Origin of the sequence: Mesorhizobium sp. M0159, assembly GCF_040322295.1 — a bacterium.
GTDB lineage: Bacteria > Pseudomonadota > Alphaproteobacteria > Rhizobiales > Rhizobiaceae > Mesorhizobium.
The window spans coordinates 56,350-81,061 of sequence record NZ_JAMYTF010000031.1; the positions used below are offsets into that span (position 1 = coordinate 56,350).

The window sequence follows — 24,712 nt, forward strand, 5'->3', positions numbered from 1 at the left end:
CGCGGAAGAATCAGGCGGCCTGGTCGATATAAAGGCAGCCCGGCGGCACCGTTTCCAATGCCTTCAGCTTCGGCGAATAGCGATAGAGCGTCGAGCAATACGGGCAGACCTTTTCATTGTCGTCGCCCATGTCGAGAAATACATGCGGGTGGTCGAAAGGCGGATTGGCGCCGGTGCACATGAATTCCTTGACGCCGATGTCGATTGCCGGATAGCCCGCATCGTTCTGGAAATGGGGAATGGAACCGCCTGCCATCGTCGTCTCCTGATCTTGTCGATTGCATCTGGATCATAACCCGTCTCTTTGCAAGATCGATGAAATGAAACTGTCGCAAAAGCCTGTCAGAGGATAAGTTGAGCCGGTTAAGGCTATGGTCGTCGAACGGTGTGGGAAGAGCGGAAACCATGAACGAACTGAAGCCGGTGCAGAACGAATTCATCACCGTCGAGGCGGCGAGCCGCGAAGGCGGCAATCCCGACCGCTTCGTCAACCGCGAGTTTTCCTGGCTGCAATTCAACCGGCGCGTGCTCGAAGAGTCGCTGAACGCCAATCATCCGCTGCTCGAGCGTGTTCGCTTCCTGTCGATATCGGCCGCCAACCTCGACGAGTTCTTCATGGTCCGCGTTGCGGGTCTTGCCGGCCAGGTACGCGAGGGCATCGTGCTGAAGAGCCCGGACGGACGCACGCCCGAGCAGCAGCTTGAACAATTGCTGCGCGAGGTCGAGCGCCTGCAGGAGGACCAGCAGAAAAGCCTTTCGGCGCTGATGCTGCTGCTCGACAAGGAAGGCATTGAAAGCATCACTCGCGAGGCGCTGAGCAAGGACGAGAAGGCCTGGCTGGAGGACCATTTCCAGGAGCAGGTATTTCCGGTGCTGACACCGTTGTCGATCGATCCGGCGCATCCGTTCCCGTTCATTCCCAATCTCGGTTTCTCGATGGCGCTGCAATTGCGCCACCGCAAGAACGGCGAGGAGATGAGTGCGCTTTTGCGCCTGCCGATGGCGCTGAAGCGGTTCATCCGTTTGCCGGATCGCAAGCGCCATGTCCGCTTCATCCCGCTCGAGGAGGCGGTCGGTCTTTATATCGGCAAGCTGTTCCCAGGCTATGAGGTCAAGGGCTCCGGCACGTTCCGCATCATCCGCGACAGCGATATCGAGGTCGAGGAAGAATCAGAGGATCTGGTGCGACTGTTCGAGACGGCGCTGAAGCGCCGCCGCCGCGGTTCGGTCATCCGTATCGAATTCGACATGCTGATGCCGCCCGAGTTGCGCGACTTCGTCGCCGGCGAGCTTGGCGTCTCGGCAAGCCGCATCAGCGTGCTCACCGGTCCGCTGGCGCTCAGCCAGATTTCGGAGATCGTCGCCGTCGCCCGCGACGATCTGAAATTCACCCCCTACAATCCCCGCTTTCCCGAGCGCATCCGCGAGCATGGCGGCGATTGCTTTGCCGCCATCCGCGAGAAGGACATCATCGTCCACCACCCCTACGAATCTTTCGACGTGGTGGTGCAGTTCCTGCGCCAGGCAATGGCCGACCCGGAAGTGGTGGCGATCAAGCAGACGCTCTACCGCACCTCCAATGACAGCCCGATCGTGCGCGCTCTGGTCGACGCCGCCGAGGCCGGCAAGTCGGTGACCGCGCTGGTCGAGCTCAAGGCGCGCTTCGATGAGGAGGCCAACATCCGCTGGGCCCGCGACCTCGAGCGCGCCGGCGTCCAGGTCGTCTTCGGCTTTCTCGAACTGAAGACCCACGCAAAGATGTCGCTGGTGGTGCGCCGCGAGGATGGCAGGCTGCGCAATTACGTGCATCTGGGCACCGGCAACTACCACCCGGTCACGGCACGCATCTACACCGACCTGTCCTTCTTCACCACCGATCCGACGATCGCGCGCGATGTCGCCCAATTGTTCAACTTCATCACCGGCTATGCCGAGCCGGCCGAGCAGATGCGGCTGGCCATCTCGCCGTTCACGCTGCGCGACCGCATCCTCCAGCACATTTCGGACGAGATCAGCCACGCGCTGGAGGGCAAGCCGGCCCGGATCTGGATGAAGATGAATGCGCTGGTCGACCCGATCGTCATCGATGCGCTCTACGATGCCAGCCGTGCCGGCGTCGAGATCGATCTCGTCGTGCGCGGCATCTGCTGCCTGAGACCGCAGGTGCCCGGCCTGTCGGAGAACATAAGGGTGAAATCGATCGTCGGCCGCTTCCTCGAGCACAGCCGCATCTACTGCTTCGGCAACGGCCACGGCCTGCCCTCGGACGGGGCGATCGTCTACATCTCCTCGGCCGATTTGATGCCGCGCAATCTCGACCGCCGTGTCGAGACCATGGTGCCGATCACCAATCCAACTGTGCATGAACAGGTGCTCGGCCAGATCATGCTCGGCAACATCATGGACAACCAGCAAAGTTTCGACGTATTGGCTGACGGAACCTCCCGGCGCGTCGTGCTGGAGGAGGGCGAGGAACCGTTCAACGCGCAGGAATATTTCATGACCAATCCGAGCCTGTCCGGACGGGGCGATGCGTTGAAGTCGCATGCGCCCAAGCGCATCGCGCAGTTCAAGCGCCGCAAGAAACAGAACGCAGCGACGGGCTGATGATTTCAGCGTCCCAGGGCCGGCTTCAGGACCGCCGACCGCTGTCCATCATCGATATCGGATCGAACTCGATCCGTCTTGTCATCTATGAAGGGCTGGCGCGCTCGCCGACCTTGCTGTTCAACGAAAAGATGCTGGCCGGCCTCGGCCGCGGCATCGTTTCGACCGGAAAGCTCGATCCCGAGGCGGTGACGCGCTCGATGGAAGAGTTCCGCCGCTTCCGCGCGCTCTCCGACCAGGCCGGCGCCCAGCGTATATATGTGCTGGCGACCGCCGCCGCTCGCGAGGCGGTCAACGGCCCCGACTTCATCCACCGCGCCGAGGATGTGCTCAAAACCGAGATCCAGGTGCTGAGCGGCCGCGAGGAAGCCCATTATTCGGCGCTCGGCGTCATCTCCGGTTTCCATCCGGCCAACGGCATCGCCGGCGATCTTGGCGGCGGCAGCCTCGAACTGATCGACATCGACGGTGAGACGATCGGTGACGGTATCACGCTGCCGTTGGGCGGCCTGCGCCTGCAGGACATGGCGAAGAACTCGCTGACCCAGGCGGCAAAGATCACGCGCGAGCAACTGGCGCGGGCGAAATTGCTGAAAGCCGGGCAGGGCAGGGCCTTCTACACGGTTGGCGGCACCTGGCGAAACCTCGCCCGACTGCACATGGAAATGACCAACTACCCGCTCGGCGTCATGCATCATTACGAGATCGGCATCGAAAGCGCCGCGAACTTCCTCCGGCAGGTCGCGAAAGCAGAGATCGATAAGATCAAGGGCATCGAGGGCATTTCCAAGAACCGCCGCTCGCTGCTGCCCTATGGCGCCATCGTGCTGCAGGAGATCATGGCGGCGATGCAGCCGTCGAAGATCATCGTCTCGGCGCTGGGCGTGCGCGAGGGCTTTCTCTACTCGCTGCTCGACAAGGCCGAGCAGAAGGCCGATCCGCTGATCTCGGCGGCCGAAGAGCTTGCCCGCCTGCGCTCGCGCTCGGTCGACCACGCGCATGAGCTTGTCGAGTGGACCGGCAAGGCGTTCGCCGCCTTCGGCATCGACGAGACCAGGGATGAGGCGCGCTACCGCCACGCCGCCTGCCTGCTCGCCGATATCGGCTGGCGTGCCCATCCCGAATATCGCGGCAAGCAATCGCTCAACATCATCGCCCACGCCTCGTTCATCGGCGTCGATCATCCCGGCCGCGCCTTCCTGGCGCTTGTCAGCCTGTTTCGCCACGAGGGCGTGTTCAATGAAGCCGCTCCGGAAATCCGCGGACTGGCGACACCGCGCTATCTCGAGCGCGCCCGCGTGCTGGCGGCGCTGCTGCGCGTCGTCTATTTGCTGACCGCGGCAATGCCGGGCGTCATGCCACGGCTGAAATGGGAAAACCGCGGCAATGGCGTGCTGGCGCTGGTGCTGCCGGCAGCGCTGGCCGATCTTTACGGCGAGCGGCCGGCCGGCCGGCTGGCACAGCTGGCAAGGGTCACCAATCGCCGGCTGGTGCTGGCAGTCGAGGGCGGGCCTAGCGTTTCTGTCAAATAGAGGCCCGCGCTATCGCGTCGCGACAGTTGAGGAAAGAAGGGAAACGCCGTGAAATCCAGGCAGGTTCTTCAGCTGTTGGTTGCGGGGATCTTCGTCCTCTTCGAGGGCACCGCCAGTGCCCAGACGCTGTACACCCTGTCCGTCGTGGCCAAGGGGACGTTCGATCTGGATCGACATTATCCCAAAGAGCCGGGCGTCAGAACGCCGTTCAATTTTCATAGGATGTTGAGAACACCCCAGAACGGGGAGCGCATAAATTACTTTGTATTCAAGCCAAGCACGGACGTTCTCAAATTTATGAAATCGCTGTCGAAGAGCGATTTGTTTTCAAGGCTCGAGCCATGTTCAAGAGGTATTGACCAAGCTCTTTCCGACAGGGCTCAGACCATTGGCGGATCGACCAAGCCCATTTTTGGTCGAGTCGATCTGTTGCCGTATCTCAAGAGAAAAGAACTGATTCAATCAGATGGTTATGTATATGTCGCCATAGACAGCAACCTTCGAAACTACGTTTGGGATCCAAACGACTTCGGATCGGAGTGGGTGGCTGCAGCGGTAGAAAAACAGCAGCTTTGTCTGTACATCGGCGTTGGGCGGATGGGCTACTACAGCGCCCTAGCGTCGGTGCCTGTCAATGTAAGCCGTCTCGCAAAATTTGTTTTTCTGGACACCAAATAAACCGGGTGACTTGCTCAGGCGCGGGTCCCAAACGCCTGGCCATCGAACGAATAGGCGCCGGCGCCGGCCATTGCCAGCGCCAGAAAACCGCCTGATATGGCGATGTCCTTCATCAGCATCTGTGAATGCATGAAGGTCAGCGTCGGATCGTCGCCACCCTGGCCATAGTGGCCGATGAAGCCCGCCGCGATGCAGAACGCGGCAAGCAGGAGCGCCACGATCGGCGTCTTGAGGCCGACGAGGATGAGCAGTCCGGCGATCAGCTCGAACAGGCCCGTCGCCCAGGCTACGAGTGTTGGCAGCGGCAGGCCGAGGCCGGCAAAATAGCCTGATGTGCCGGCAACGTCAGTAAGCGCGTGGAAGCCGGACGGAACGAAAAGTGCGGCGAGCAGCAATCGGGAAAGCAGAAGCAGCGCATTGCGGGGCATCTTCACCTCCGTTGTCGACGGCCGCTTGGCCTGGCGCCCGATCTTAGCAGGTTTTCCGTCAGCGGACCGAAGGGCACAAACCGACAACGAAAAAGGGGCGCGGAAAATTCCGCACCCCTTTTGTCCAAGCAATGCTGGACTGCTTCAGCCGCGCTTGGCGTCGATCGAATAGGCGCCTGGGCCCGAGGAGGCCAGCACGAGGAAGCCGCCGGCAATCGCAACGTTCTTCAGGAAATTGATCATCTGCATCTGATCGGCCCAGCCGGTGTGGGCGACCAATGCGGTGGCAACGGTGAAGATCGCCATCACCCAGCCGACGATCCGGGTCTGGAAGCCGACGAGGATGGCGAGGCCGCCAAGCAGTTCGATCAGGCCGACGACAATGGCGGTCACCATCGGCAGCGGCAGGCCGAGGCTGCCGAAATAGCCGGCGGTGCCGGCAATCGCCGTCAGCTTGCCGAAGCCGGAAAGCAGGAAGATGACCGAAAGCAGGATGCGGCCGAGCAGGATCGTGCCCGAGGCGCCGGCGGCGGTGCCGGAACCGGCAAACGAAGTGTTGGTGGACGTGTTGGTGGACATGCGTAACTCTCCAGAAGGGTTTGGCCAAACGGCTTGGGATACCCGTCTAGTTAGCGCAGGCCGACTGTTCACCAAAGACGCCAGATTGGTTACGGATTGTTCACCCAGGTAACGTTTTCGCGATCAACTTACCCCGGATGCGTCATGTCCTGCGGCCGCACCAGCCGCTCATAGTCGGCTTCGCTGACCAGCCCGGTGGCCAGCGCTTCCTCGCGCAGCGTTGTGCCGTTCTTGTGCGCCGCCTTTGCAATCTTGGCCGCGTTGTCGTAGCCGATCGTCGGCGCCAGCGCGGTCACCAGCATCAGCGAACGGTCGAGTGCCGCCTTGATGTTGTCCTCGCGGGCCTCGATGCCGACGACGCAATTGTCGGTGAACGACACCGAAGCGTCGGCCAGCAGCTGCACCGACTGCAGGAAACAATAGGCCATCAGCGGATTGTAGACGTTGAGTTCGAAATGGCCCTGGCTGCCGGCGAAGCTGATCGCCGCATTGTTGCCGAAGACCTGCACGCAAACCTGCGTCATCGCTTCGCACTGGGTCGGGTTGACCTTGCCCGGCATGATCGACGAGCCCGGTTCGTTTTCCGGCAGCGACAATTCACCGAGGCCCGAACGCGGGCCGGAACCGAGCAGACGGATGTCGTTGGCGATCTTGAACAGCGCCGCCGCGCAGGCATTGATGGCGCCGTGCGAGAAGACCATGGAATCATGGGCGGCAAGCGCCTCGAACTTGTTCGGCGCGGTGACGAAATCGATGCCGGTGATCGCGGCGATACGCGCCGCCACCTTTTCGGCAAAACCGACCGGCGCGTTGAGGCCGGTGCCGACCGCGGTGCCGCCTTGCGCCAATTCCTGCAGGCCGGGCAGGGTCAGTTCGATGCGCTTGACCGACGAGGCGACCTGCGCCGCATAACCGGAGAATTCCTGGCCGAGCGTCAGCGGCGTCGCGTCCTGTGTATGGGTGCGGCCGATCTTCACAATATGGGCGAAAGCCTTGGTCTTGGCCTCGAGTGCCGCATGCAAATGTCTTAGCGCCGGCAGCAGGTCGTGGATGATGCGCTCGGCGCAGGCGATGTGCATTGCAGTCGGATAGGTGTCGTTCGACGACTGGCTCATATTGACGTGGTCGTTGGGATGCACCGGCTTCTTCGACCCCATGACGCCGCCCAAAAGCTGGATCGCCCGGTTGGAGATCACCTCATTGGCGTTCATGTTGGATTGCGTGCCCGAACCGGTCTGCCAGACGACCAGCGGGAAATGCTCGTTGAGCTTGCCGTCGATGACCTCCTGGGAGGCCTCGATAATGGCCTTGCCGATCGCCGGATCGAGCCGCTTCAGCTCCATATTGGCCTCCGCTGCCGCCCGCTTGACGATGCCCAGCGCCCGCACGATCGAGGCCGGCTGCTTTTCCCAGCCGATCTTGAAATTGGCCAGCGAACGCTGCGCCTGCGCGCCCCAGTAACGGTCGGCGGCGACCTCGATGGGACCGAACGTGTCGGTTTCGGTTCTGGTCTCTGGCGCGCTCACGAAGTCTCTCCGGTTTGCAATTTGCAAACGGCGTATCGCGTTGCACAAATGCCTTCAAGCGGAGATTGCGGGTGACGGGAATGCAAATCGGTTGAAGCAGCGCCTTTTCCTTCTCCCCTTGTGGGAGAAGGTGGATCGGCGCGTAGCGCCGAGCCGGATGAGGGGTGTTGGAAGAAACGAGGCGTCGGCGATCCGTCCAGCACCCCTCATCCGACCGAGCTTCGCTCGGCCACCTTCTCCCGCAAGGGGAGAAGGAAGAGCGCGCGCTCCTCACCCCGCCGTGTATCCTCCATCCACGGCGAAGATGCCGCCGCTGGTCCATGCCGCTTCGTCGCTGGCGAGATAGACGGCGATGCCGGCAAGGTCGCCGGTTCGGCCGATGCGGCCGAGCGGGTAGCTGCGCTCGACATAGGCCTTGAGCTCGGCTTGCGCGGCCTCAGGCAGGTTTTCGATCGACCTGCGCCGCATCGCTGTGTCGACCGTGCCGGGCGCGATGGCGTTGACTCTTATGCCGCGCGGTCCGAGCTCGAAGGCGAGCGACTTGGTCAGCGAATTGAGCGCGCCCTTCGACAGCGAATAGAGGCTGGACGGCCGCTTCGGGATCATCTTGTGCGCGAAATAGGACGAGATGTTGATCACCGAGGCCGCGCCCGGCGCGAGATGCGGCAACAGCCGCTGGGTGAGGAAGAATACCGCCGTGACGTTGAGTGCGAAGGACTGCTGGAACTGATCCTCGCTGACGGTTTCGAACGGCACAAGAAACGCCACGCCGGCATTGTTGACGAGGATATCGACAGGTGGGCCGCGCCTGGCATGCTCGACCACGGCATCGATGCCGGCGCTGGCCGACAGGTCGGCCGAAAGCGCTTCGACATTATCCCCGAGCTGCTTGCGGGCGGCGTCGAGTTTTTTGCCGTCGCGGCCGACGATCAGCACGTCCGCGCCTTCGCGCAAAAACGCCTCGGCGATTGCCAGCCCGATCCCGTCCGAGCCACCGGTGACCAGTGCCCGTTTGCCGCCTAGTCTCATCCAACACTCCCGCGCATTGCCGCCTTCCGCCGGCGGCATGACCCCAGAGCAGCGCTGCCTGCACTCCGGGTCAAGTCGCCTGCCTATCCCAGCGTATGAAACTTCGCCTCGTCTCACCGCCCAAGCAGCGATTGTGAGGTTGGCGACAGCCGCAAAGTCTCAGTCGGCTTGGCCATACGTGACTGGACGCTCTGCTCGAACACTTGCCACTCCGGGGAGGCAGCCAAGGCTGCCTCGTGGCGGGCATGTGCATCGGCGCTGGCGAAACCGGTGATGCTGATGAAGACGTTTTCGCTGGCCCGCACCGGCAGCCGCGGAAAGCTGTTTTCGGCATGTTCGGTAACGAAGGCGGCGAGCGGCGACGCGCCAAATGCGGCGAGCACCGGAAGGGCCGCGGTCTGGAAGTCGTTGGCGAAACGGGCTTCCAGGCCCGGTTGCAAATGATGAATCCTGATGACAATAATTGCCTGCAAATCGCTGCCTGCGCACGGTTTTTCGAGGTCCGCCTGGGGTACTCGTTTCGATCCCGAGAGGTCTAGGCTCGCGCCCGGCCAGGCCGGCTTCAGCAGCAGCACGTCGTCGGATGAGATCATCGTGGCGTTGGCGGCGTCGCGCCAGGCAGCCCAGACCGGCCCGTCATAGAAGGCGGTCAGAGCGTTTTTCCGCGCTTCCATACCGTCGAAGCCGCGCAGCCAGACGAACATATCCGGCCGGTCGAGATCGCGGAACTGGCCGATGATGGTCATCCCCGCCGTTTCCTGGCCCTCGATCAGCTGATTGTCGAAGATGCCGATCAGTGTCTCGCGCCGGCCGGGTTTCAGCGTGTATTGCCTGAGTTCGACGACGGGCGAGGCGAGCAGATCGGGATTAGGTATGGCGTTCAAAGGCAGGTTCATCGCGCGAGCTCCAAAACAGGACAGTCATCCTGTTTTACAAAACAGACCGATTGTCCTGTTTTGTCAATCTGCTATCGTGTGAAGATGTCAGCAGAGATATCCGCTCGCCCAAGGTCGCGGGCTCAAAAACGCACCAACGACCCCGAAGGCATGCGCAAAAAGCTGCTCGATGTCGCCGAGGAGGCGTTTCAGGCACGCGGCTATCATGCATCCAGCATGGGCGACCTGATGGCGACGGCGGGCGTCACCGGCGGCGCGCTGCACCACCATTTCCCAACCAAGAAGGCGCTGGCGCTCGCAGTGATCGAGGAGCGGGTCGCCGCCGCCGTAGAAGAGACTTGGATCGCGCCGATGCGGATGGCTCCCTCAGCGCGCGAGGGCGTGCGCTCCGTGTTCGCGGCCGTCGCGGCGGAGCTGGAGCAGCAGGGTTTCGTGCGCGGCTGCCCGCTCAACAACCTGGCGCATGAACTGTCGCTTGCCGATCCGGATTTCCGCATTGCCCTTGCCGGCATTTTTTCGACCTGGCGTCAGGCGATCGCCGACAAGATCAGCGCCGACCAGCAGGCGGGCCGGGAGCTGGGCACCGATCCGCAGCGCTTCGCAGCGCTCGCCGTCGCCAGCTATTCGGGCGCCATGTCGATGGCCAAGACAGCACAGGACGCGAGCGTGCTGCGTGACTGCCTGATGGCGTTGGAGCAGGGAGTTATGTCGTCCAAAGCAGGAACGAGGCGACGTAGCAGGATACTGCACAGAGCCCTCTGACGCCGGCAGGACAGTCGCTCACTATGACCGAGGCGGGGAGGCCGAGCTCTTAATTCGGCAGCGGCTTGATCAGCTCGTAGCCGACCACGCTTTCGGCACTGGTGCCCTCGCCATAGCGCCTGGCCACAACTGCCTGCAGGTCGGGTGCGTAAAGCGCGGTAAACTCGTCCCGCATCTCGCCGGCCTCGCTCCTGATGGTCTGCTTGACCGCGAGCACGGAGTATTTGCAATCACCCAGGCTGAACGTCTCCTTGCCCTTGATGTTGATCTCCAGCGTCTCGGTGCCCTTCGGCGGCTTGTTCGGTGCGAGACGGGCAAATACGATCTTGCTCTTGGCACCCGCCTTCAGCGGGAACACCTTCCTGAGATCGGAAAACGGGATCATCGCCAGCTGCCCCGTGCTGCTGTCGCGAAACACCTCGATCAGCCCGCCGAACAGGTACTGCGACTGCGGCGATTGCGACTGGTATTTGTTGGCAACCGCCACCATTCCGCCCGCCGCCGGACGAAATTCGCTGTGGATGCCAGCCCTTTCGAGAATGAAGCCGGCCTTGGCCGATTTGGCGTCGATGCACTCGGCGCCATGCGCCGCGCTCGTCACCGCCAGAATGGCCATTGTCATGCCGATGGATGCAGTGTTCATGGCGTCCTCCTCTGCCCGCGCAAGTTGAATGCCGAAAGCAATGCCAGACCTGGGGGAACGTGTCGACACACTTTGCGAGCAACTGGACTGCCGGTCCGCGTCGTGCTGAATTTTAGCGCATGATGCATCGCATTTCCGCCCGGCCGGTTTCCCGGCGCAGGTTCCTGATGAAGGCAGCGGCCGTTGCCGCGGCCGGCGCCGTTTCGCGCCCGGCCTTCGGCCAGACCGGGCAGCGCATCCCGCCGATCGACGCCACTTTCCTGTTTATCGCTGATGTCCATGCCTGCCGCATGGCGAACGGATTGAGCCCGCACTGCGAGCAGGAGGGCAAGACAGACGCTGCCTTGCTGCGCAACGTCGCCGCACTCAACGGCGTCGGCGACAGGCAATGGCCGGCTGAAATCGATGGCGTTGCCACCGCCCTGCGCTCGACGGGCAAAATCGGCACGCCGCTCGGCCTCGTCGTTGGCGGCGACATCACCGATGATGGCGGCGGCCAGATCACCCAGCCCAGCGAGGGCACGCAACTGCTTCAGTTCAGCCAGCGCTACCAGCAAGGCGTCGGCCCCGACCGCGTGCACATGCCGGTCTATGTCGGCCTCGGCAACCACGACCTCGACCAGAACGGCCCGCGCTCGCATGTCGACTGGTACCGCCGCGAAATGCGCGACTACGTCGAGGTCAACCACCGCCCCGGCGTGTTCTTCAAGCCGCCTGCGCCGGCGACAGACTACGATGTCGGGACCGATTGCTACTCATGGGATTGGGGCGGCCTGCATCTTGTCCAGACGCACCGTTTCGCCGGCGATACCGGCCATGGCGCCGTCAGCAGCCTGCCATGGCTGAAGCAGGACCTGGCGACTTATGTCGGCGACGGCCGCCCGGTCATCCTGTTCCAGCATTATGGCTGGGATACTTTTTCGATCGAAAGATGGGACGCCGCCGAGAAAACCTTCGACGACGGCGGCAAGGGTCCGCCCCACTGGTGGAGCGAAGCCGACAGGCAGGCGCTGCTGGCTGTGCTGAAGGGTTACAACGTCGTCGGCATCTTCCATGGCCACCAGCACGCGACGCCGATGATCTACCACCGTGACGGGCTCGATCTGTTCAAGCCGAAGGCCGCCTTCATGGGCGGCTTTGCGTTGGCGCGGGTGACGGGAAACAGCATGGATGTGGTGCTGGGCGAAGCCGCCGGAGATCATGGCGAGGTCACCTTCACCAATGCATACAGCAAAAGCCTGACTTTCTGACGGGCAGGAGAGGGCCAAAAAAGGCGGCCGAGCCGCCTTTTCCTGGTTCACGAAGGGCCGGCGTCAAAGCGCCTTCTTCACCTTCTCCTTCACGTCGCCGTAAGCCTTCTGCATCTTGCCGGTCGCGTTGTCGACGTCGCCTTCGGCCTCGGCGCGCCTGTTGCCGGTGGCCTTGCCGGCGGTCTGCTTGACCGAGCCCTTGGCTTGCTTGGCAACGCCGGCAACCTGATCCTTGTTCACCATCTCGCATCTCCTGGACCGTTCGCCTGGAGAAACGGTCGCGGATCGCTTAGGTTCCGGGTTCTGCCCGTCGATTGGGATAGCTTCCGGCCGCGAAGCCGACAGGATAGGGTGCACCAGAACGCCCGAACAGACAGGGCCGGAGGGACAATGGCTGAATTCACGCTCTTCATCGGCAACAAGTGTTTTTCGTCGTGGTCACTGCGGCCGTGGCTGGCGATGAAGTATCTGGAGATCCCGTTCGAGGAAGGTCTTGTGCGCCTGCGCACGCCCGAGACCGCGGCCAATCTGGCCAGGATATCGCCGACCGGCCAGGTGCCGGTGCTGAACCATCGGCTGCCGAATGGCGAGGTCCGGATCGTCTGGGAAACCCTTGCCATCCTTGAATATCTCGCCGAGCTGTTTCCCGGGAAAAAGCTCTGGCCGGCCGACATCGGCGCCCGCGCGCTGGCCCGCTCGGCGGCGACAGAGATGCATTCCGGCTTTCGCGAGGTCCGCTATGGCTGGCCGATGAATTTGCGCCGGCCGAAAGGCTACAAGCCGCTCGACGCCGAAGGTGAGGCGCAACGGGCGCGCATCGAAGGGCTATGGCGCGAATGCCGCGAAAAATACGGCAAAGGCGGGCCGTTTCTGTTTGGCCGTTTCACCGCGGCCGATGCCATGTACGCACCGGTCGTCACCCGCTTCGACACCTATGGCAGCACGCTGGCAACCGATACCCGCGCCTATGTCGACGCCGTGCTTTCGATGCCGGCGATGCGGCACTGGTATGCCGAGGCGGCGAAAGAGCCTTGGCCGGAGCCCGGCCCAGACGAGTAGAGCCGAGCAACCGGCAAGCTGGTCTTCCACTTCGCGGCCCGCGGCCTATCTGAAGATCGGGCAGGGCCTTGGAGACTTCACAATGACTTCTGTTTCTTCCGCACTGGTCGGCAAGGTCGCACTCGTCACCGGCGCCTCCTCGGGCATCGGCGAGGCAACGGCTGCGGCGCTCGCAGCCGCCGGGGCCAAGGTGGCGATTGCCGCACGCCGCGCCGATCGTCTCGAAGCGCTGGTCGCACGTATCGAAAAGGCCGGCGGCACGGCGCTCCGCATCGAGGCCGACGTCACCAGCAACGACGATGTCAGCGCCATGGTCGACAAGGTCGTCGCCGAATGGGGCCGCCTCGACATCCTCGTCAACAATGCCGGAGTGATGCTTCTGTCGCCGGTCGCCGAGGCGATACTCGACGACTGGCGCCGCATGGTCGAGCTCAACCTGCTGGCGCTGATGGGCGTCACCAAGGCGGCGCTGCCGCATCTCAGGGCCGCCAAGGGTCACATCGTCAATGTCTCGTCGGTCGCCGGCCGTCTCGCCAATCCAGGCGCCAGCGGCTACGCAGCAACCAAGTTCGGCGTCGTCGGCTTTTCCGAATCGCTGCGCCGCGAAGTCTATGCCGATAAGGTTCGCGTCACCGTCATCGAGCCTGGCCTTGTGCGCACCGAACTCGGCGACCATGTCACCAACCCGGCGGCGAAGGCCGGGCTCGACCAGCGGCTCGCCGCCATGGAGGCGCTGACCGCCGAGGACATCGCCGCGGCCATTCTCTACGCCGTGAGCCAGCCGGCACACGTCAACGTCAACGAGATCGTCATCCGCCCGACCGACCAGGAGCGGTGAATGACGTCGGATCGTTTCGTTAGACTTCGAAACCCGCCCGCAGGAAATCGCCACACTCCTCGACCAGCCGCGACGGGTCCCTCGCGAGGTAGACGCCGAAATCCGCCATCGGCGCCGGCGGCAGGTTGAAGCGTCCGTTGAGGCTTTGGCAGTCGGGCGGCAGTCCTTCCTGCAGCAGAAGCCCGGTGCCAAGCCCGGCCCTCAGCGCCGAGATCAGTGTCGCGAAGGTCGACACGCGGCAGCCGATCTTCCAGCCGATCCCGGCCTCGGCGAGCGAGGCCAGCATCCTGTCCTGCCAGGAGCAGGCGCCTTCGAAGATGATCAGCGGAAGCTCAACCTCGTCATCGATCTCGATCATGCGGCTTGCCGCCCAGACCAGCTGTCGTGACAGATGGCCTCGCGGCGCCTTTGTGAAGCGCGCCGGATCGGCCATGACGATGTCGCATCTTCCTTCGCCCAGCGACTTGCTGAGATCGCTGCTGCTGGCCGACGTCAGCTCGATCTCCACGGAAGGATGCCGGCGGCGGAAGTCGGCGATGATCAACGGCAGCCGCGTTACCGCCAAATCCTCGACGATGCCGAGCCGGACACGGCCGACCAGCCTGCGGCCTTCTATCTCGCGCCTGGCATCGTCGCCGATCGCGATGGCCTTGCGGGCGAAGGCGAGCAGGATCTCGCCGGCCTCGGTCAGCGTCACGCCGCGCGGCGAACGGCGCAGCAGCTCGGCTCCGACTTCGCCCTCGAGGCGCTGAAGCTGCATGCTCACCGCCGCCTGCGTGCGGGCAAGCCGATCGGCCGCCCGGCTCACCGTTCCCGTATCGGCCACGGTGACGAAGGCGCGCAGCAGCCGGACGTCGATATCTCCAGTCATAAGAATTCCTGATAGCTGTGTCAGCACTATCAGGCTATCCGAAAGCCCGACCTGAATTCAAGGTCCGCTCGCGCCAACGAAAACAGGAGCAGCCACCTTGTCCTACAGAAGAAGATTTGAAGAGCTCGGTGTCGCCTGGCCGTCGCTCGATCGGCCTGCTTTGCCGTTCTCGCCGACGGTTCGGGTCGCAGACATCGTCTATGTCTCCGGTCAGATCCCCGAGATCGGGCAGGAGATCGCTGCGATCGGCCAGGTTGGCGCAGAGATCGATCTGGCCGCGGCGCGGAACGCCGCCCGGCTCTGCGCGGCCAACATCGTCTATTGGCTGGACAAGGAACTGGACGGCAATCTCGACCGCGTCGTGAAATTCGCCAAGCTGACCGTCTATGTGAACGCGGCGGCCGGCTTTGCGGCCTATTCGGAGGTCGGCAACGGAGCATCCGAATTTCTGCTCCATGTTTTCGGCGAGCGTGGCGAGCATGCCCGCTGCTCGCTCGGTATGGCCGGCTTGCCGGCCAATGTTCCGGTCGAGGCCGACGCCATTGTGCACGTCCGCTGATGCACGCCCAAAACATGCACTCGGGCCTGATCCGAGAGTGCGCAGCGAAACCAGGGGAGGCTTGGCTTGATAAGTGCAAATCTTGAGAGGCGGAAGGCGCTTGTTCTCGGCGGAGGCAAGGGCCTGGGTTTCGGCGTCGCCGAAGCGCTCGCGGCGAAAGGCGCCGAGATCATCCTGGTCGGACGAGGGGAGGAGACCCTGGATGCGGCGCGGCGCGCGATCGAGTCCGCCGGCCACATCTGCTCGACCTTCAGCGCCGATCTTTCCGATAACGACAGCGTCTCCCGGCTGATCCGTGCCATCGAGGACGAGCATCAGCGGATCGACATCGTCCTGCTCAATGGCGGCGGCCCGCCCCCCTTCGCGGCCAGCGTCTTCGATGCGAGCGTCTGGGAGAAGCAGTTCACCAGCATGGTGCTGAGCCAGATGCGCATCGCCACTTCTTTCCTGCCAGGCATGCGGGCGCGGCGCTGGGGACGCATCATCGCCGTTTCCTCCACGTCCGTCCGCGAGCCGATCCCCGGCCTCACCGCTTCGAATGCGTTGCGCGCGTCGCTTGCCGGCTGGGCCAAGACCCTGGCCGGCGAAGTGGCGGCGGACGGCGTCACCGTCAACCTGTTGCTGCCTGGCCGTTTTGCGACGGACCGGACGAAACAGTTCGACGCGATGGACGCCGCCGACAGGGGTGTGGACGCTGCTGTGATCGCCGCCGAGAGTCAGGCCGAAATCCCGGCAAAGCGCTACGGGACCCCCGCCGAATTCGGCGCGGTTGCCGCATTCCTGGCCAGCGACGACGCCGCCTATATCACCGGCGTGGCTTTGCCGGTGGATGGCGGGCTCAGCCGGGCCATGCTGTGAGGGGCAGGGTGCAGCGGCGCGAATGGTCGCATCACAGGAACGCCCCTCGTGCCTTTTATCTGCGCGGGGGCGTCCTGTTTGTCGTCCGCCTCTCTCAAGATCGCTCTTTCAAGAACGGCTTTCGACACCGAAAGAATGCCCCGGCGCCAAAATGGTTCCCGGCTGATTGGTTTTTTCGGCGGGCAATAGCCCGGCTTTCGCCGTCCGATGTGCTGGCGCGGGCCGCCGCCGCGCGTCTCCGCGAGTGTGGAAAATCAAAAAAATTGACACAACGCGCAAAGAAGTCTATAAGAATTTTGTCGATATTTGTTTGACCGACTTTTGTTATCCGCGTGCTTAGGCGCGCCTTTGGCGAACTTCCCCCATCAAAATCGAGACAAACGTTGTTGTGCATCCGCATGACGGCGAACGAATATTTGCCATGGAAAGGGTTCGTTATGAGCACAGGCACAGTTAAATGGTTCAACGCCACCAAGGGTTTTGGTTTTATTCAGCCTGACGACGGTTCTGCCGACGTTTTCGTCCACATCTCAGCCGTCGAGCGCGCCGGAATGCGCGACATCGTCGAGGGCCAGAAGCTTGGCTACGAGATGGTCCGCGACAACAAGTCGGGCAAGATGTCCGCCGACCAGTTGAAGGCGGCCTAAAACGGAATTAAGCCTCACCGGTGACCACGGATGTACTGGCACCGGTGAATGGCAAATTCCAGCGCATGATCGCGGGGATGTTAAGTCCCCGCTCATGCGCATGAGAAGAACGTTTCCTTGCGCGTCTCTCGGGATGCGCGGGCGCTCTCATGGAAGGTCAGGCGGTGCCTGGCCTTTTTCATTTTTGCGCTTCGATCGCCGAAAGAGCGCTGCTCGACGGCCCGGACGTGCTAAGGACGTTCCAGCAATTTGAAACCGGCTGCCGTATTGCTTTGTGCGGGATCCTGGCCGAAAGACCAGTCTCGCCACTTTTCGGCGGCGTGCTCCGAACCGGGAGAAAGACCTTGACCGCAACTTCAAAAAAACCCCGCGACCAGGCCGAATCCATTTTCAGCAAGACGCGGACCCAGTCGATGTCGCTCGACCGCATCAATTCCGAACGGGATGCCGTCAGCCAGGCCCGCGAAGCCAAGACCGCGCGGCTGCGCGAATTGCGCCTGGAGAAGGAAGCCGACGACATGGCGGCGGCGGTTGCGCTCGCGGCCTCGCCGAAACGCGCAGGCAAACGCTGATGGCCACCAAACGCGTGCCTCAAAAGGCGATCGCCGCAGATTCGACCATCGCCGATGTCGTGGGCGAACTAGACAAGCCGGTCGAATATGTCCGGCGCGTGCTCGAAAAGCTCGAGCGCTGCAGGCGTGTCCACGGCGATGCCCAGGTTCGGCTCGGCGTGCGCGGTCGTGCCGAATGCCCCAATTATCTGATCGAATACGTCCGGGAAAACGCCAAGACCCGCGAGCGCGTGACCTTTCAGGATGCCGCCTACAGCGGCAGCACGCATCGCGAGCTGGCGCCCCGGCACATCGAGGAAGCCAGGAACTGGTCGCCCGAAGAAATGAACATCACGGCCGTTTCGGCGCTCATCGGCCGCCTTCGCAATCCGAATGCGCCATCATCGCGTTTCTCTGACGAGGATTGATATGGCAATCAAGTTTTCCGCCAAGGGCCAGCCGGCAGCGCCTGCTGCCGCCGTGAAGCCGGTCAAGCCGGCCGCCGCGCCAAAAACCGGCGAAGCCGCCGAAGCGGGCACCGATCTGTTCAGGTCGCCGGCGGAAGCACCGCCGCGCAAGCCCAAGAAGAAATAGCGCCCTTGCAGCAAAATGCCGACCGGAAATCTGCGCCAAGGCTGCTTGCCCTGGCGGTCGCAGAGGAGTTTTCGTCGCCACAAGAGGGCGCCGGTCCGATTGCCTTCGATTGCCAGACCTGTGGCGCCTGCTGCGCCTACTCGTCCAGATGGCCGCGCTTCTCCACCGAGGATGACGCGCAGCTCGACCTTATCCCGCAAAAATACGTGGCTGCCGACGAAGCCGGTATGCGCTGCGACGGCGCGCGCTGTTCGGCACTGTGCGGCGAGGTCGGCAAGTCGACCGCATGCGGCATCTACGACATCCGCCCCGACGTCTGCCGCGCCTGCATGCCGGGCGATGACGACTGCCTGATCGCGCGTCGGGCTCACGGTCTGCCGACGCTGTAATGACGGCCCTCGGGCTGGCGTCTCAGTTTGAATTTCGTCAATCAGATGGGCGAAAGTCGCTGCGGTAGAGGCCGGGCGATCGTCCGGTCAATCGTTTGAATGCCTGCGAGAACGACGGCACCGATTCATATCCGACGGCGCGCCCGATCTCGCCAATGTTCTGGTTCGTTTCCCGCAGAGCCTTGGCGGCAAGGTTCATCCGCCACCGGGTCACATAGGACAGCGGCGGCTGTCCTACCAGTTGAGCGAAGCGACGCGCGAAGGTGGCCCGGGACTGTGCTGCGCCGCTGGCAAGGGAAGCGATGGTCCAGGGATTGCCCGGCCGCTCGTGGATCAGGCGCAAAGCCTGCGCAATGCCTTTGTCGCGCAAGGCGCCAAACCATCCCCCTGTTCCGAGTGGCTGATGTTCGATCCAGGCGCGCAACAAGAAGATGAACGTGCTGTCGAGAAGGCGTGGGGCGACAATGTCGTGGCCGCCGAGATCGCCTTTCGCTTCGACCTGCAGAAGTTCCAGGGCAAGCCGCAGCGGCTCGCTGGTGTCGATCTGATTCCGGGTCAAATGAATCAGCGGAGGAAGCAGCGAAACCATCGGATATGGCCCGACGCCGTCGAGTGAATATCTCGCACAAAGAAGAGTTGTCGCGCCGCTCTCGCTTTTCGGTTCCAGTCCGCTCCGATTTGCGGAAAGGACGGCGGATATCGATGCCGTCGGTGCATCCGCCGGATTGCAAAGGGCATGCCCGATACCGCTCGCGACAAGGATGACATCTCCCTCGCCTAAGCGGATCGGCTCCCTTTCACCGGCTAACCGCAGCCAGCATTCGCCGTTCTGTATGACGTGGATGGCGGCATTCCTTGTCGGATCCACCGAAATACCCCATGGCCGATGCAGGGTCGCGCTGCCGATCATGGCGCTGCCAAATCTCAGCGAAGCAAGAACTTCGGACAAGGCGTCCATGAGAACCATCCTCCAACGATGAATAGGACGACGATATTAGACGATTGGATAAGAATCCAGGCGAATAGCGTATCGACCATCTCACAAGCGTGGCTGATTATGTTGGCAAGATCGGCCTGCGGACGCTCCTGTCCACAACAGGCAGAAGCAGGCACGGGAAGGAGCAAAAACATGCGTGACGAACCATCAAATCCAGTTCCAGCCAAGACCCATAATTTGCTCGACACCAACAAGGCGATCGTCCTGGACTTCATCGACAAAGCAGTAAACCAAGGCAACATCGAAGCTGCTTCGATGCATTTTGGCGAACGCTACATCCAACACAATCCGAACATTGCGGATGGTGCGGAAGGCTTCAAAGCCTATCTGCAGCAGCTCAAACAGTCATTTCCCCTCGTGAAGGGAGAGGTGAAGCGGATTTTTGCCGAAGGGGATTTCGTCATCGTGCACATGCACGCAAAACGCGAACCGGAGGAGGAGGGCCTAGCCATTGTCGACATTTTCAGGCTGAAGGACAGCAAGCTGGTCGAACACTGGGAAGTTCGGCAGCCTATAGCCGATAGCAAGCTGCACGCCAACAGCATGATCTGAATGCGCATAGGCTCTCAGGCTGACTTGTGCCCGCACGTTTCGCTGATTACGCTGCCGGCGGCAGGGCCAGCACCGGGAGACCATCCGTGAGCATCGAATTTCTGTTGACGTCGCTGATTGTCGTGGCTTCGCCCGGTACCGGCGTTCTCTATACGCTGAGCGCCGGGCTTTCGCGTGGTGCGCGCGCCAGCATCATTGCCGCTTTCGGCTGCACGCTCGGCATCATTCCGCACATGGCGGCCGCCATCACCGGCCTCGCGGCTCTGCTGCATACAAGTGCCGTCGCCTTCGAGACGCTGAAATATCTCGGCGTCGCCTATCTTCTCTACATGGCCTGGAACACGCTGAAGGAGAAGGGCGGCCTGAGCGTCGACGAAAATGTCGCGCCGCGCTCGGCCGGCAAAGTGATCACTTCGGGCATCCTCATCAACATCCTCAATCCGAAGCTGTCGATCTTCTTCTTTGCCTTCCTGCCGCAATTCGTCAGCACCACCGAACCGCATGCGCTGTCGAAAATGCTGGAGCTCAGCAGCATCTTCATGCTGCTCACCTTCGTGGTCTTTGTCGGCTATGGCATTTTTGCCGCGTCGATCCGCAGCCATGTCGTGTCGCGGCCAAAGGTGCTGACCTGGATGCGCCGTACCTTCGCCGGAGCCTTTGTCATGCTCGGCGCCAAACTGGCGCTGGCGGACCGTTAGACAGGAAGGTCGCGGGCAGCGCAAATCTATCCCTTCACATAGCCCATGGCCTCGACGATCTGCCCGTCCGCCACGCGCATCAGGTTGACGCCGCGCAGCGAATTGCCGTCGGCCATGCAGTAGCGCCAGCGGATCGTCGCCCGGTCGCCGGCGACGAAAGTTTCTTCGATGTCGAAGCGCGTGCCGGGTCCGGTCGCGATCGCCGACCACAGTTCGACGCAGGCGCCCTTGCCGATGCGGCGGGCGCCGTCCGGGGCCGGCGTGGTGTTCTCGATCACGCAATCTTCCGCCACCAGATCGTCGAGCGCCGACGGGTCGTGGCGCTGGAAGACGTCGTTGTAGCGCCGCATGATCTCGGCCGTTTCGGCGGAGCGTTTGGCTGCGGCGATGTCGATGATGAGTTCCTGTGTCATTGGATATTCCTTCCCTTCAGTGATCGGTAGCGGTTTCGATGAGGCGGGCCTTGAGCGTGATCACTGCGACGCCGGCCAGCGCCCGCGACACGAGGCAGCTCTCCTTGGCCGTCTGCGCCAGCCGCTCGAACTCCCCCGCCGCCAGCCCGGCGACGCTTGCCTCGGTCTCCAGCTCGATACGGGTCAGCGTCGGTCCGGCCGCGGTGGCGCCGAGATGCGCTTTCGCGATCGTGTGGATGCGCGCGGGAGTGTAACCTTCGCGGCCGAGGACGGCGCTCAGCGCCATCGAGAAGCAGCCGGCATGCGCCGCCGCAATCAATTCCTCGGGATTGGTGCCGGGACCGTTCTCGAAACGCGACGGGAACGAGTAGGCGCCTTCGAAGACGCCGCTGCCGAGCTTCAGCCGGCCCGAACCTTCCTTCAACGATCCCTGCCATTGGGCCTCTGCTTCACGAATGGTCATTGTGTCTCTCCTTTGATTTGAGGGGTCGATCAGATTTTGGGGCGGACCAGTCAGGCGCTGTCGACGACCACTTTCCCGAAGACGTCGCCTTGCTGGAAATAGCGATAGGCGTCGTTGGCCTCGTCGAAGGCGAACACCTTGTCGATGACAGGCTTAAGCCGATGCACCGAGATGGCGCGCAGCATGGCTTCGAGGTTGGTGCGATTGCCGACGAACAGGCGGCTGATGGTGGCGAGGCTGCGCTGGTAGACCGGGCCGGGGATCTGCACCGTCCCGCCTTTCGCATCCTGTATGGTGAGAAGCACGATGCGCCCGTAAAGCGCGCAGGCGATCATCGATTGCGCGAAGGTCGGCGGGCCGCCGGTCTCGACGACGAGGTCGATGCCGCCGGTCTGCTCGCGCACCGCAGCACCCCATTCCGGCATGTCGGCGGTCGAGACGACGAGGTCGGCGCCCAGCGCCTGCAGCCGGTCCAGCTTCTCGTTGCGCGAGCTGACTGCCACGACACGGCAGCCGAGCAGCTTGGCGAATTGCAGCGCAAATAGCGCGACGCCACCTGAACCGATGACAAGAACCCATTGGCCGGGCTTCGGCATTTCGGCCGCCGTCACGGCATTCCAGGCGGTCAGGCCGGCGCAGGTTAGTGTCGCCGCTTGATGCCAGTCGAGATGATCGGGAAGCCGCACCGCCCATTGCTCGTCGAGCACGGCGTATTCGGCCAGCATCCCGTCCAGCGTGCAGCCAAGCTGGTCGATCAGACCGGCATTGATGCGGCCGTCGATCCAGCGCGCAAAATAACTGCCGGTGACGCGGTCGCCGACGGCAAAGCGGGTGACGGCCTCGCCGACGGCAACGACTTCGCCGGCACCGTCGCTCAGCGGGATAACGCCTTGGCGCGGCGCCAGCGGGTAGGTGCCGTTGAGGATCATCATATCGCGGCGGTTGAGCGAGGTGGCGCGGACACGCACGACGATCTCGTGCGGCTTCGGCGTCGGCTGCGCCTCGTCGCGCATCACCAGGCACTTGATCCCGCGGGTTCCTTCAAGACGACAACTGCGCATCTGCCTCTCGCATATGTAGACTGATCTACATATTATATAGACCGATTGTCATATTCGATGCAAGGCCTATAATGCTCACTCCTGACAGAGGTTGACATGGCGAACGACACCCGCACCCGCATACTCGAGACGACCGGGCTGCTGCTGAGGCAGCGCGGCTACCACGGCACGTCGCTCAACGATATTTTGAGCGCCTCAGGCGCACCGAGAGGTTCGCTCTACTTTCACTTTCCGGGCGGCAAGGATCAGCTGGTCATCGAAGTGACGCGCGACAGCGTCGCCGATGTGACGCAGAGGCTGGACGCCGCGCTCGCTGCCGAAAAGGACCCGGCGGTGGCTGTCCACCACATCTACCAGTCGGTCGCGCGCATGCTGGAAGACAATCGGTTCACGCTCGGTTGCCCGATCGCACCCGTGGTGTTGGACTCGCCGATCGACATGCCGGAACTGGCCGAGTTGTGCCGGTCCGCCTTCGAGCAATGGATAGGCTTGCTCAGGGCGGCCTTCGTCAGGGCAGGGGTGCCCGAACGGCGCGCGCACGCGCTGGCATTGCTGGTCGAATCATCGCTTGAAGGACTGATGGTGATCGCACGCGCCACCCACGACCGCGCCCCGGTGCTGGCGGTAGCCGATGAGGTCGCGGCGCTGATTGAGGGGGCATTGCCGGCCAAGAGTGCCACCGCAGCGGTGCATTGACGTTTATGCCTTCATCGCATCGAAGGCGGCGCGGCGTTCCGCCAAAAGGGCCAAGGCTGCAGCTCGACGATTGATGTTCTGCGCCGCCGCGACGCCTGGAAGTAACGGCATGGTGGCCGAACAGACGCGTCCTGCGGGATATGCGCCTGCTTACTTGAGATCGGACGGCCTCTCAATCTCCGCCACATCAACGAAAAAGGGCGGCATCGCTGCCGCCCTTTCCGTAAGCTTGCGAGATTGGCTGGATTAGAAGTCCATGCCGCCCATGCCGCCCATGCCGCCGCCGCCCATGCCGCCAGGCATGCCGCCGCCAGCCGACTCCTTCTTCGGAGCCTCCGCGATCATGGCTTCGGTGGTGACCAGCAGGCCGGCGACCGAGGCCGCGTCCTGCAGAGCCGTGCGCACAACCTTGACCGGATCGACGATACCCATGGCGATCATGTCGCCATATTCGCCGGTCTGGGCGTTGTAGCCGAAGGTTGCCCCCTTGTTCTCAAGGATCTTGCCGGCAACGATCGATGCTTCCGCACCGGCGTTGGCCGCGATCTGGCGGGCCGGAGCCTGCAGCGCGCGGCGCACGATGTTGATGCCGGCGGCCTGGTCGGAGTTGGCGCCGGTTGCCTTGATGCTCAGCGAAGCGCGCAGCAGTGCGACGCCGCCGCCGGGAACGATGCCTTCTTCGACGGCCGCGCGGGTCGCGTTGAGGGCGTCATCGACGCGGTCCTTCTTTTCCTTGACTTCCACTTCGGTCGCACCGCCGACGCGGATGACGGCAACGCCGCCCGCCAGCTTGGCGAGACGTTCCTGCAGCTTCTCCTTGTCGTAGTCCGAGGTGGTCTCCTCGATCTGCTGCTTGATCTGGGCGACGCGGCCCTGGATTTCGGCCTTCTTGCCGGCGCCGTCGACGATGGTGGTGTTCTCCTTGGAGATCGACACCTTCTTGGCGCGGCCGAGCATGTTCAGGCCGACATTCTCGAGCTTGATGCCGAGGTCTTCGGAAATGACCTGGCCACCGGTGAGGATGGCGATGTCTTCCAGCATGGCCTTGCGGCGATCACCGAAGCCCGGCGCCTTGACGGCAGCGATCTTCAGGCCGCCACGCAGCTTGTTGACGACCAGCGTGGCCAGGGCCTCGCCTTCGACATCTTCCGAGATGATGACCAGCGGCTTCGAGGTCTGCACGACGGCCTCGAGGATCGGCAGCATGGCCTGCAGGTTGGAGAGCTTCTTCTCGTGGAGAAGAATGTAGGCGTCTTCCAGATCCGCAACCATCTTCTCGGCGTTGGTGACGAAGTAGGGCGAGAGATAGCCGCGGTCGAACTGCATGCCTTCAACGACTTCAAGCTCGGTCTCGGCGGTCTTTGCTTCCTCGACGGTGATGACGCCCTCATTGCCGACCTTCTGCATCGCTTCCGCGATCATCGAGCCGACCGACACGTCGCCATTGCCGGCGATGGTGCCGACCTGGGCAACCTCTTCCGAGGTCTTGATCTTCTTGGCGTTCTTGATCAGCGTCGCGACGACGTCGGCGACGGC

At 62.9% G+C, this 24,712-nt stretch carries 31 protein-coding genes; 17 read left to right on the forward strand and 14 right to left on the reverse strand.

What is annotated here, in order from left to right:
* Positions 1-10: 10 nt before the first annotated feature.
* Positions 11-256, reverse strand: coding sequence for a zinc-finger domain-containing protein (locus NKJ32_RS24950; protein WP_023722726.1), 246 nt, complete (start codon positions 254-256; stop codon positions 11-13).
* A 149-nt stretch (positions 257-405) separates the two neighbouring features.
* On the opposite strand from NKJ32_RS24950, the gene NKJ32_RS24955 reads away from it, so the two are divergent.
* The 3 genes from NKJ32_RS24955 to NKJ32_RS24965 are packed head-to-tail and all read left to right on the forward strand — an operon-like array spanning position 406 to position 4,817.
* Entirely contained in the window at positions 406-2,607 is a 2,202-nt protein-coding gene (locus tag NKJ32_RS24955) for an RNA degradosome polyphosphate kinase (protein WP_352829151.1), read from the forward strand.
* Positions 2,607-4,139, forward strand: coding sequence for an exopolyphosphatase (gene ppx / locus NKJ32_RS24960; RefSeq protein ID WP_352829152.1), 1,533 nt, complete (start codon positions 2,607-2,609; stop codon positions 4,137-4,139). The genes NKJ32_RS24955 and ppx overlap by 1 nt, the downstream gene beginning before the upstream one ends.
* A 48-nt stretch (positions 4,140-4,187) precedes the next feature.
* Positions 4,188-4,817, forward strand: a complete 630-nt coding sequence (locus NKJ32_RS24965) for a hypothetical protein (RefSeq protein WP_023677624.1) — start codon at positions 4,188-4,190, stop codon at positions 4,815-4,817.
* A 14-nt stretch (positions 4,818-4,831) separates the two neighbouring features.
* Here the strand turns inward: NKJ32_RS24965 and NKJ32_RS24970 are convergent, their stop codons facing one another.
* The 5 genes from NKJ32_RS24970 to NKJ32_RS24990 all read right to left on the reverse strand — a co-directional run bounded on the left by NKJ32_RS24970 (position 4,832) and on the right by NKJ32_RS24990 (position 9,275).
* Positions 4,832-5,245: a DoxX family protein gene (locus NKJ32_RS24970; protein ID WP_352829154.1), complete on the reverse strand. Its 414-nt coding sequence runs from the start codon at positions 5,243-5,245 to the stop codon at positions 4,832-4,834.
* A 144-nt stretch (positions 5,246-5,389) separates the two neighbouring features.
* On the reverse strand, positions 5,390-5,824 hold the full coding sequence (locus NKJ32_RS24975; protein WP_023677622.1) for a DoxX family protein: 435 nt from the start codon (positions 5,822-5,824) through the stop codon (positions 5,390-5,392).
* 128 nt (positions 5,825-5,952) lie between these two features.
* Positions 5,953-7,350 carry a class II fumarate hydratase gene (gene fumC, locus NKJ32_RS24980; protein WP_023677621.1) on the reverse strand — a complete coding sequence of 466 codons (1,398 nt, stop codon included), beginning with the start codon at positions 7,348-7,350 and terminating at the stop codon, positions 5,953-5,955.
* A 270-nt stretch (positions 7,351-7,620) separates the two neighbouring features.
* Positions 7,621-8,379: an SDR family NAD(P)-dependent oxidoreductase gene (locus NKJ32_RS24985; protein WP_023677620.1), complete on the reverse strand. Its 759-nt coding sequence runs from the start codon at positions 8,377-8,379 to the stop codon at positions 7,621-7,623.
* 113 nt (positions 8,380-8,492) lie between these two features.
* Positions 8,493-9,275, reverse strand: a complete 783-nt coding sequence (locus tag NKJ32_RS24990) for an NIPSNAP family protein (protein WP_023677619.1) — start codon at positions 9,273-9,275, stop codon at positions 8,493-8,495.
* Positions 9,276-9,425: 150 nt separating this feature from the next.
* Between NKJ32_RS24990 and NKJ32_RS24995 the strand changes: the two genes are divergently transcribed.
* Positions 9,426-10,037: a TetR/AcrR family transcriptional regulator gene (locus NKJ32_RS24995; protein ID WP_352829156.1), complete on the forward strand. Its 612-nt coding sequence runs from the start codon at positions 9,426-9,428 to the stop codon at positions 10,035-10,037.
* A 49-nt stretch (positions 10,038-10,086) separates the two neighbouring features.
* Here NKJ32_RS24995 and NKJ32_RS25000 read toward each other — a convergent pair whose 3' ends face one another.
* On the reverse strand, positions 10,087-10,680 hold the full coding sequence (locus NKJ32_RS25000; RefSeq protein WP_352829158.1) for a hypothetical protein: 594 nt from the start codon (positions 10,678-10,680) through the stop codon (positions 10,087-10,089).
* Between the two features lie 119 nt (positions 10,681-10,799).
* On the opposite strand from NKJ32_RS25000, the gene NKJ32_RS25005 reads away from it, so the two are divergent.
* A complete protein-coding gene (locus NKJ32_RS25005; protein ID WP_352829160.1) occupies positions 10,800-11,930 on the forward strand; it encodes a metallophosphoesterase in 1,131 nt (376 codons plus the stop codon).
* A 63-nt stretch (positions 11,931-11,993) separates the two neighbouring features.
* Here the strand turns inward: NKJ32_RS25005 and NKJ32_RS25010 are convergent, their stop codons facing one another.
* Positions 11,994-12,173, reverse strand: coding sequence for a CsbD family protein (locus tag NKJ32_RS25010; protein WP_352829162.1), 180 nt, complete (start codon positions 12,171-12,173; stop codon positions 11,994-11,996).
* A 147-nt stretch (positions 12,174-12,320) separates the two neighbouring features.
* Between NKJ32_RS25010 and NKJ32_RS25015 the strand changes: the two genes are divergently transcribed.
* Positions 12,321-12,989 carry a glutathione S-transferase family protein gene (locus tag NKJ32_RS25015; RefSeq protein ID WP_352829164.1) on the forward strand — a complete coding sequence of 223 codons (669 nt, stop codon included), beginning with the start codon at positions 12,321-12,323 and terminating at the stop codon, positions 12,987-12,989.
* Between the two features lie 82 nt (positions 12,990-13,071).
* Positions 13,072-13,827, forward strand: coding sequence for an SDR family NAD(P)-dependent oxidoreductase (locus tag NKJ32_RS25020; protein ID WP_352829166.1), 756 nt, complete (start codon positions 13,072-13,074; stop codon positions 13,825-13,827).
* Positions 13,828-13,846: 19 nt separating this feature from the next.
* Here the strand turns inward: NKJ32_RS25020 and NKJ32_RS25025 are convergent, their stop codons facing one another.
* The gene (locus NKJ32_RS25025) at positions 13,847-14,698 is read right to left on the reverse strand and encodes a LysR family transcriptional regulator (RefSeq protein WP_352829167.1); all 852 of its coding nucleotides are present in this window, start codon (positions 14,696-14,698) and stop codon (positions 13,847-13,849) included.
* 97 nt (positions 14,699-14,795) lie between these two features.
* Between NKJ32_RS25025 and NKJ32_RS25030 the strand changes: the two genes are divergently transcribed.
* The 7 genes from NKJ32_RS25030 to NKJ32_RS25060 all read left to right on the forward strand — a co-directional run bounded on the left by NKJ32_RS25030 (position 14,796) and on the right by NKJ32_RS25060 (position 18,296).
* Entirely contained in the window at positions 14,796-15,257 is a 462-nt protein-coding gene (locus NKJ32_RS25030; protein WP_352636544.1) for a RidA family protein, read from the forward strand.
* 66 nt (positions 15,258-15,323) lie between these two features.
* On the forward strand, positions 15,324-16,115 hold the full coding sequence (locus NKJ32_RS25035; protein ID WP_352829169.1) for an SDR family oxidoreductase: 792 nt from the start codon (positions 15,324-15,326) through the stop codon (positions 16,113-16,115).
* A gap of 437 nt (positions 16,116-16,552) precedes the next feature.
* Positions 16,553-16,762, forward strand: a complete 210-nt coding sequence (locus NKJ32_RS25040) for a cold-shock protein (protein WP_010915421.1) — start codon at positions 16,553-16,555, stop codon at positions 16,760-16,762.
* Between the two features lie 344 nt (positions 16,763-17,106).
* The gene (locus NKJ32_RS25045) at positions 17,107-17,334 is read left to right on the forward strand and encodes a hypothetical protein (protein WP_023677608.1); all 228 of its coding nucleotides are present in this window, start codon (positions 17,107-17,109) and stop codon (positions 17,332-17,334) included.
* Positions 17,334-17,741, forward strand: coding sequence for a hypothetical protein (locus tag NKJ32_RS25050; RefSeq protein WP_292664441.1), 408 nt, complete (start codon positions 17,334-17,336; stop codon positions 17,739-17,741). The genes NKJ32_RS25045 and NKJ32_RS25050 overlap by 1 nt, the downstream gene beginning before the upstream one ends.
* Before the next feature lies 1 nt (position 17,742).
* Positions 17,743-17,907 carry a hypothetical protein gene (locus tag NKJ32_RS25055; RefSeq protein WP_023677606.1) on the forward strand — a complete coding sequence of 55 codons (165 nt, stop codon included), beginning with the start codon at positions 17,743-17,745 and terminating at the stop codon, positions 17,905-17,907.
* A gap of 50 nt (positions 17,908-17,957) precedes the next feature.
* Positions 17,958-18,296 carry a YkgJ family cysteine cluster protein gene (locus tag NKJ32_RS25060; protein ID WP_051406159.1) on the forward strand — a complete coding sequence of 113 codons (339 nt, stop codon included), beginning with the start codon at positions 17,958-17,960 and terminating at the stop codon, positions 18,294-18,296.
* Positions 18,297-18,333: 37 nt separating this feature from the next.
* Here the strand turns inward: NKJ32_RS25060 and NKJ32_RS25065 are convergent, their stop codons facing one another.
* Positions 18,334-19,263 (reverse strand): AraC family transcriptional regulator, encoded by a 930-nt coding sequence (locus tag NKJ32_RS25065; RefSeq protein WP_352829171.1) that lies wholly within the window; start codon positions 19,261-19,263, stop codon positions 18,334-18,336.
* A 162-nt stretch (positions 19,264-19,425) separates the two neighbouring features.
* Here NKJ32_RS25065 and NKJ32_RS25070 point away from each other — a divergent pair, with 162 nt between their 5' ends.
* Positions 19,426-19,845 carry a nuclear transport factor 2 family protein gene (locus NKJ32_RS25070; RefSeq protein WP_352595758.1) on the forward strand — a complete coding sequence of 140 codons (420 nt, stop codon included), beginning with the start codon at positions 19,426-19,428 and terminating at the stop codon, positions 19,843-19,845.
* 86 nt (positions 19,846-19,931) lie between these two features.
* Complete coding sequence (locus tag NKJ32_RS25075; protein ID WP_352616803.1) at positions 19,932-20,543, forward strand: LysE family translocator; 612 nt, start codon at positions 19,932-19,934, stop codon at positions 20,541-20,543.
* 26 nt (positions 20,544-20,569) lie between these two features.
* Here the strand turns inward: NKJ32_RS25075 and NKJ32_RS25080 are convergent, their stop codons facing one another.
* The 3 genes from NKJ32_RS25080 to NKJ32_RS25090 are packed head-to-tail and all read right to left on the reverse strand — an operon-like array spanning position 20,570 to position 22,432.
* Positions 20,570-20,956 (reverse strand): nuclear transport factor 2 family protein, encoded by a 387-nt coding sequence (locus NKJ32_RS25080; protein WP_352452751.1) that lies wholly within the window; start codon positions 20,954-20,956, stop codon positions 20,570-20,572.
* A gap of 16 nt (positions 20,957-20,972) precedes the next feature.
* Positions 20,973-21,419 carry an OsmC family protein gene (locus NKJ32_RS25085; protein ID WP_352622135.1) on the reverse strand — a complete coding sequence of 149 codons (447 nt, stop codon included), beginning with the start codon at positions 21,417-21,419 and terminating at the stop codon, positions 20,973-20,975.
* 50 nt (positions 21,420-21,469) lie between these two features.
* Positions 21,470-22,432, reverse strand: coding sequence for a zinc-dependent alcohol dehydrogenase family protein (locus NKJ32_RS25090; RefSeq protein WP_352755979.1), 963 nt, complete (start codon positions 22,430-22,432; stop codon positions 21,470-21,472).
* 144 nt (positions 22,433-22,576) lie between these two features.
* On the opposite strand from NKJ32_RS25090, the gene NKJ32_RS25095 reads away from it, so the two are divergent.
* Positions 22,577-23,176, forward strand: a complete 600-nt coding sequence (locus NKJ32_RS25095) for a TetR/AcrR family transcriptional regulator (protein ID WP_352517833.1) — start codon at positions 22,577-22,579, stop codon at positions 23,174-23,176.
* Between the two features lie 246 nt (positions 23,177-23,422).
* On the opposite strand, the gene groL is transcribed toward NKJ32_RS25095, so the two are convergent.
* Positions 23,423-24,712: chaperonin GroEL (groL, locus tag NKJ32_RS25100; protein WP_352829174.1), on the reverse strand; the 1,290-nt coding region annotated here is incomplete at its 5' end.

Coding starts and splice junctions, on each gene's coding strand:
- NKJ32_RS25050 (WP_292664441.1), top strand. CDS start 17,334: ATGGCCACCAAACGCGTGCCTCAAAAGGCGATCGCCGCAGATTCGACC.
- NKJ32_RS25095 (WP_352517833.1), top strand. CDS start 22,577: ATGGCGAACGACACCCGCACCCGCATACTCGAGACGACCGGGCTGCTG.
- NKJ32_RS25065 (WP_352829171.1), bottom strand. CDS start 19,263: ATGGTTCTCATGGACGCCTTGTCCGAAGTTCTTGCTTCGCTGAGATTT.
- NKJ32_RS24975 (WP_023677622.1), bottom strand. CDS start 5,824: ATGTCCACCAACACGTCCACCAACACTTCGTTTGCCGGTTCCGGCACC.
- NKJ32_RS24995 (WP_352829156.1), top strand. CDS start 9,426: ATGCGCAAAAAGCTGCTCGATGTCGCCGAGGAGGCGTTTCAGGCACGC.
- NKJ32_RS25025 (WP_352829167.1), bottom strand. CDS start 14,698: ATGACTGGAGATATCGACGTCCGGCTGCTGCGCGCCTTCGTCACCGTG.
- ppx (WP_352829152.1), top strand. CDS start 2,607: ATGATTTCAGCGTCCCAGGGCCGGCTTCAGGACCGCCGACCGCTGTCC.
- NKJ32_RS25020 (WP_352829166.1), top strand. CDS start 13,072: ATGACTTCTGTTTCTTCCGCACTGGTCGGCAAGGTCGCACTCGTCACC.
- NKJ32_RS24990 (WP_023677619.1), bottom strand. CDS start 9,275: ATGAACCTGCCTTTGAACGCCATACCTAATCCCGATCTGCTCGCCTCG.
- NKJ32_RS25090 (WP_352755979.1), bottom strand. CDS start 22,432: ATGCGCGACGAGGCGCAGCCGACGCCGAAGCCGCACGAGATCGTCGTG.
- NKJ32_RS25010 (WP_352829162.1), bottom strand. CDS start 12,173: ATGGTGAACAAGGATCAGGTTGCCGGCGTTGCCAAGCAAGCCAAGGGC.
- NKJ32_RS24955 (WP_352829151.1), top strand. CDS start 406: ATGAACGAACTGAAGCCGGTGCAGAACGAATTCATCACCGTCGAGGCG.
- NKJ32_RS24970 (WP_352829154.1), bottom strand. CDS start 5,245: ATGCCCCGCAATGCGCTGCTTCTGCTTTCCCGATTGCTGCTCGCCGCA.
- NKJ32_RS25055 (WP_023677606.1), top strand. CDS start 17,743: ATGGCAATCAAGTTTTCCGCCAAGGGCCAGCCGGCAGCGCCTGCTGCC.
- NKJ32_RS25070 (WP_352595758.1), top strand. CDS start 19,426: ATGCGTGACGAACCATCAAATCCAGTTCCAGCCAAGACCCATAATTTG.
- NKJ32_RS24985 (WP_023677620.1), bottom strand. CDS start 8,379: ATGAGACTAGGCGGCAAACGGGCACTGGTCACCGGTGGCTCGGACGGG.
- NKJ32_RS24950 (WP_023722726.1), bottom strand. CDS start 256: ATGGCAGGCGGTTCCATTCCCCATTTCCAGAACGATGCGGGCTATCCG.
- NKJ32_RS25085 (WP_352622135.1), bottom strand. CDS start 21,419: ATGACCATTCGTGAAGCAGAGGCCCAATGGCAGGGATCGTTGAAGGAA.
- NKJ32_RS25015 (WP_352829164.1), top strand. CDS start 12,321: ATGGCTGAATTCACGCTCTTCATCGGCAACAAGTGTTTTTCGTCGTGG.
- NKJ32_RS25000 (WP_352829158.1), bottom strand. CDS start 10,680: ATGAACACTGCATCCATCGGCATGACAATGGCCATTCTGGCGGTGACG.
- NKJ32_RS25080 (WP_352452751.1), bottom strand. CDS start 20,956: ATGACACAGGAACTCATCATCGACATCGCCGCAGCCAAACGCTCCGCC.
- NKJ32_RS25040 (WP_010915421.1), top strand. CDS start 16,553: ATGAGCACAGGCACAGTTAAATGGTTCAACGCCACCAAGGGTTTTGGT.
- NKJ32_RS25005 (WP_352829160.1), top strand. CDS start 10,800: ATGATGCATCGCATTTCCGCCCGGCCGGTTTCCCGGCGCAGGTTCCTG.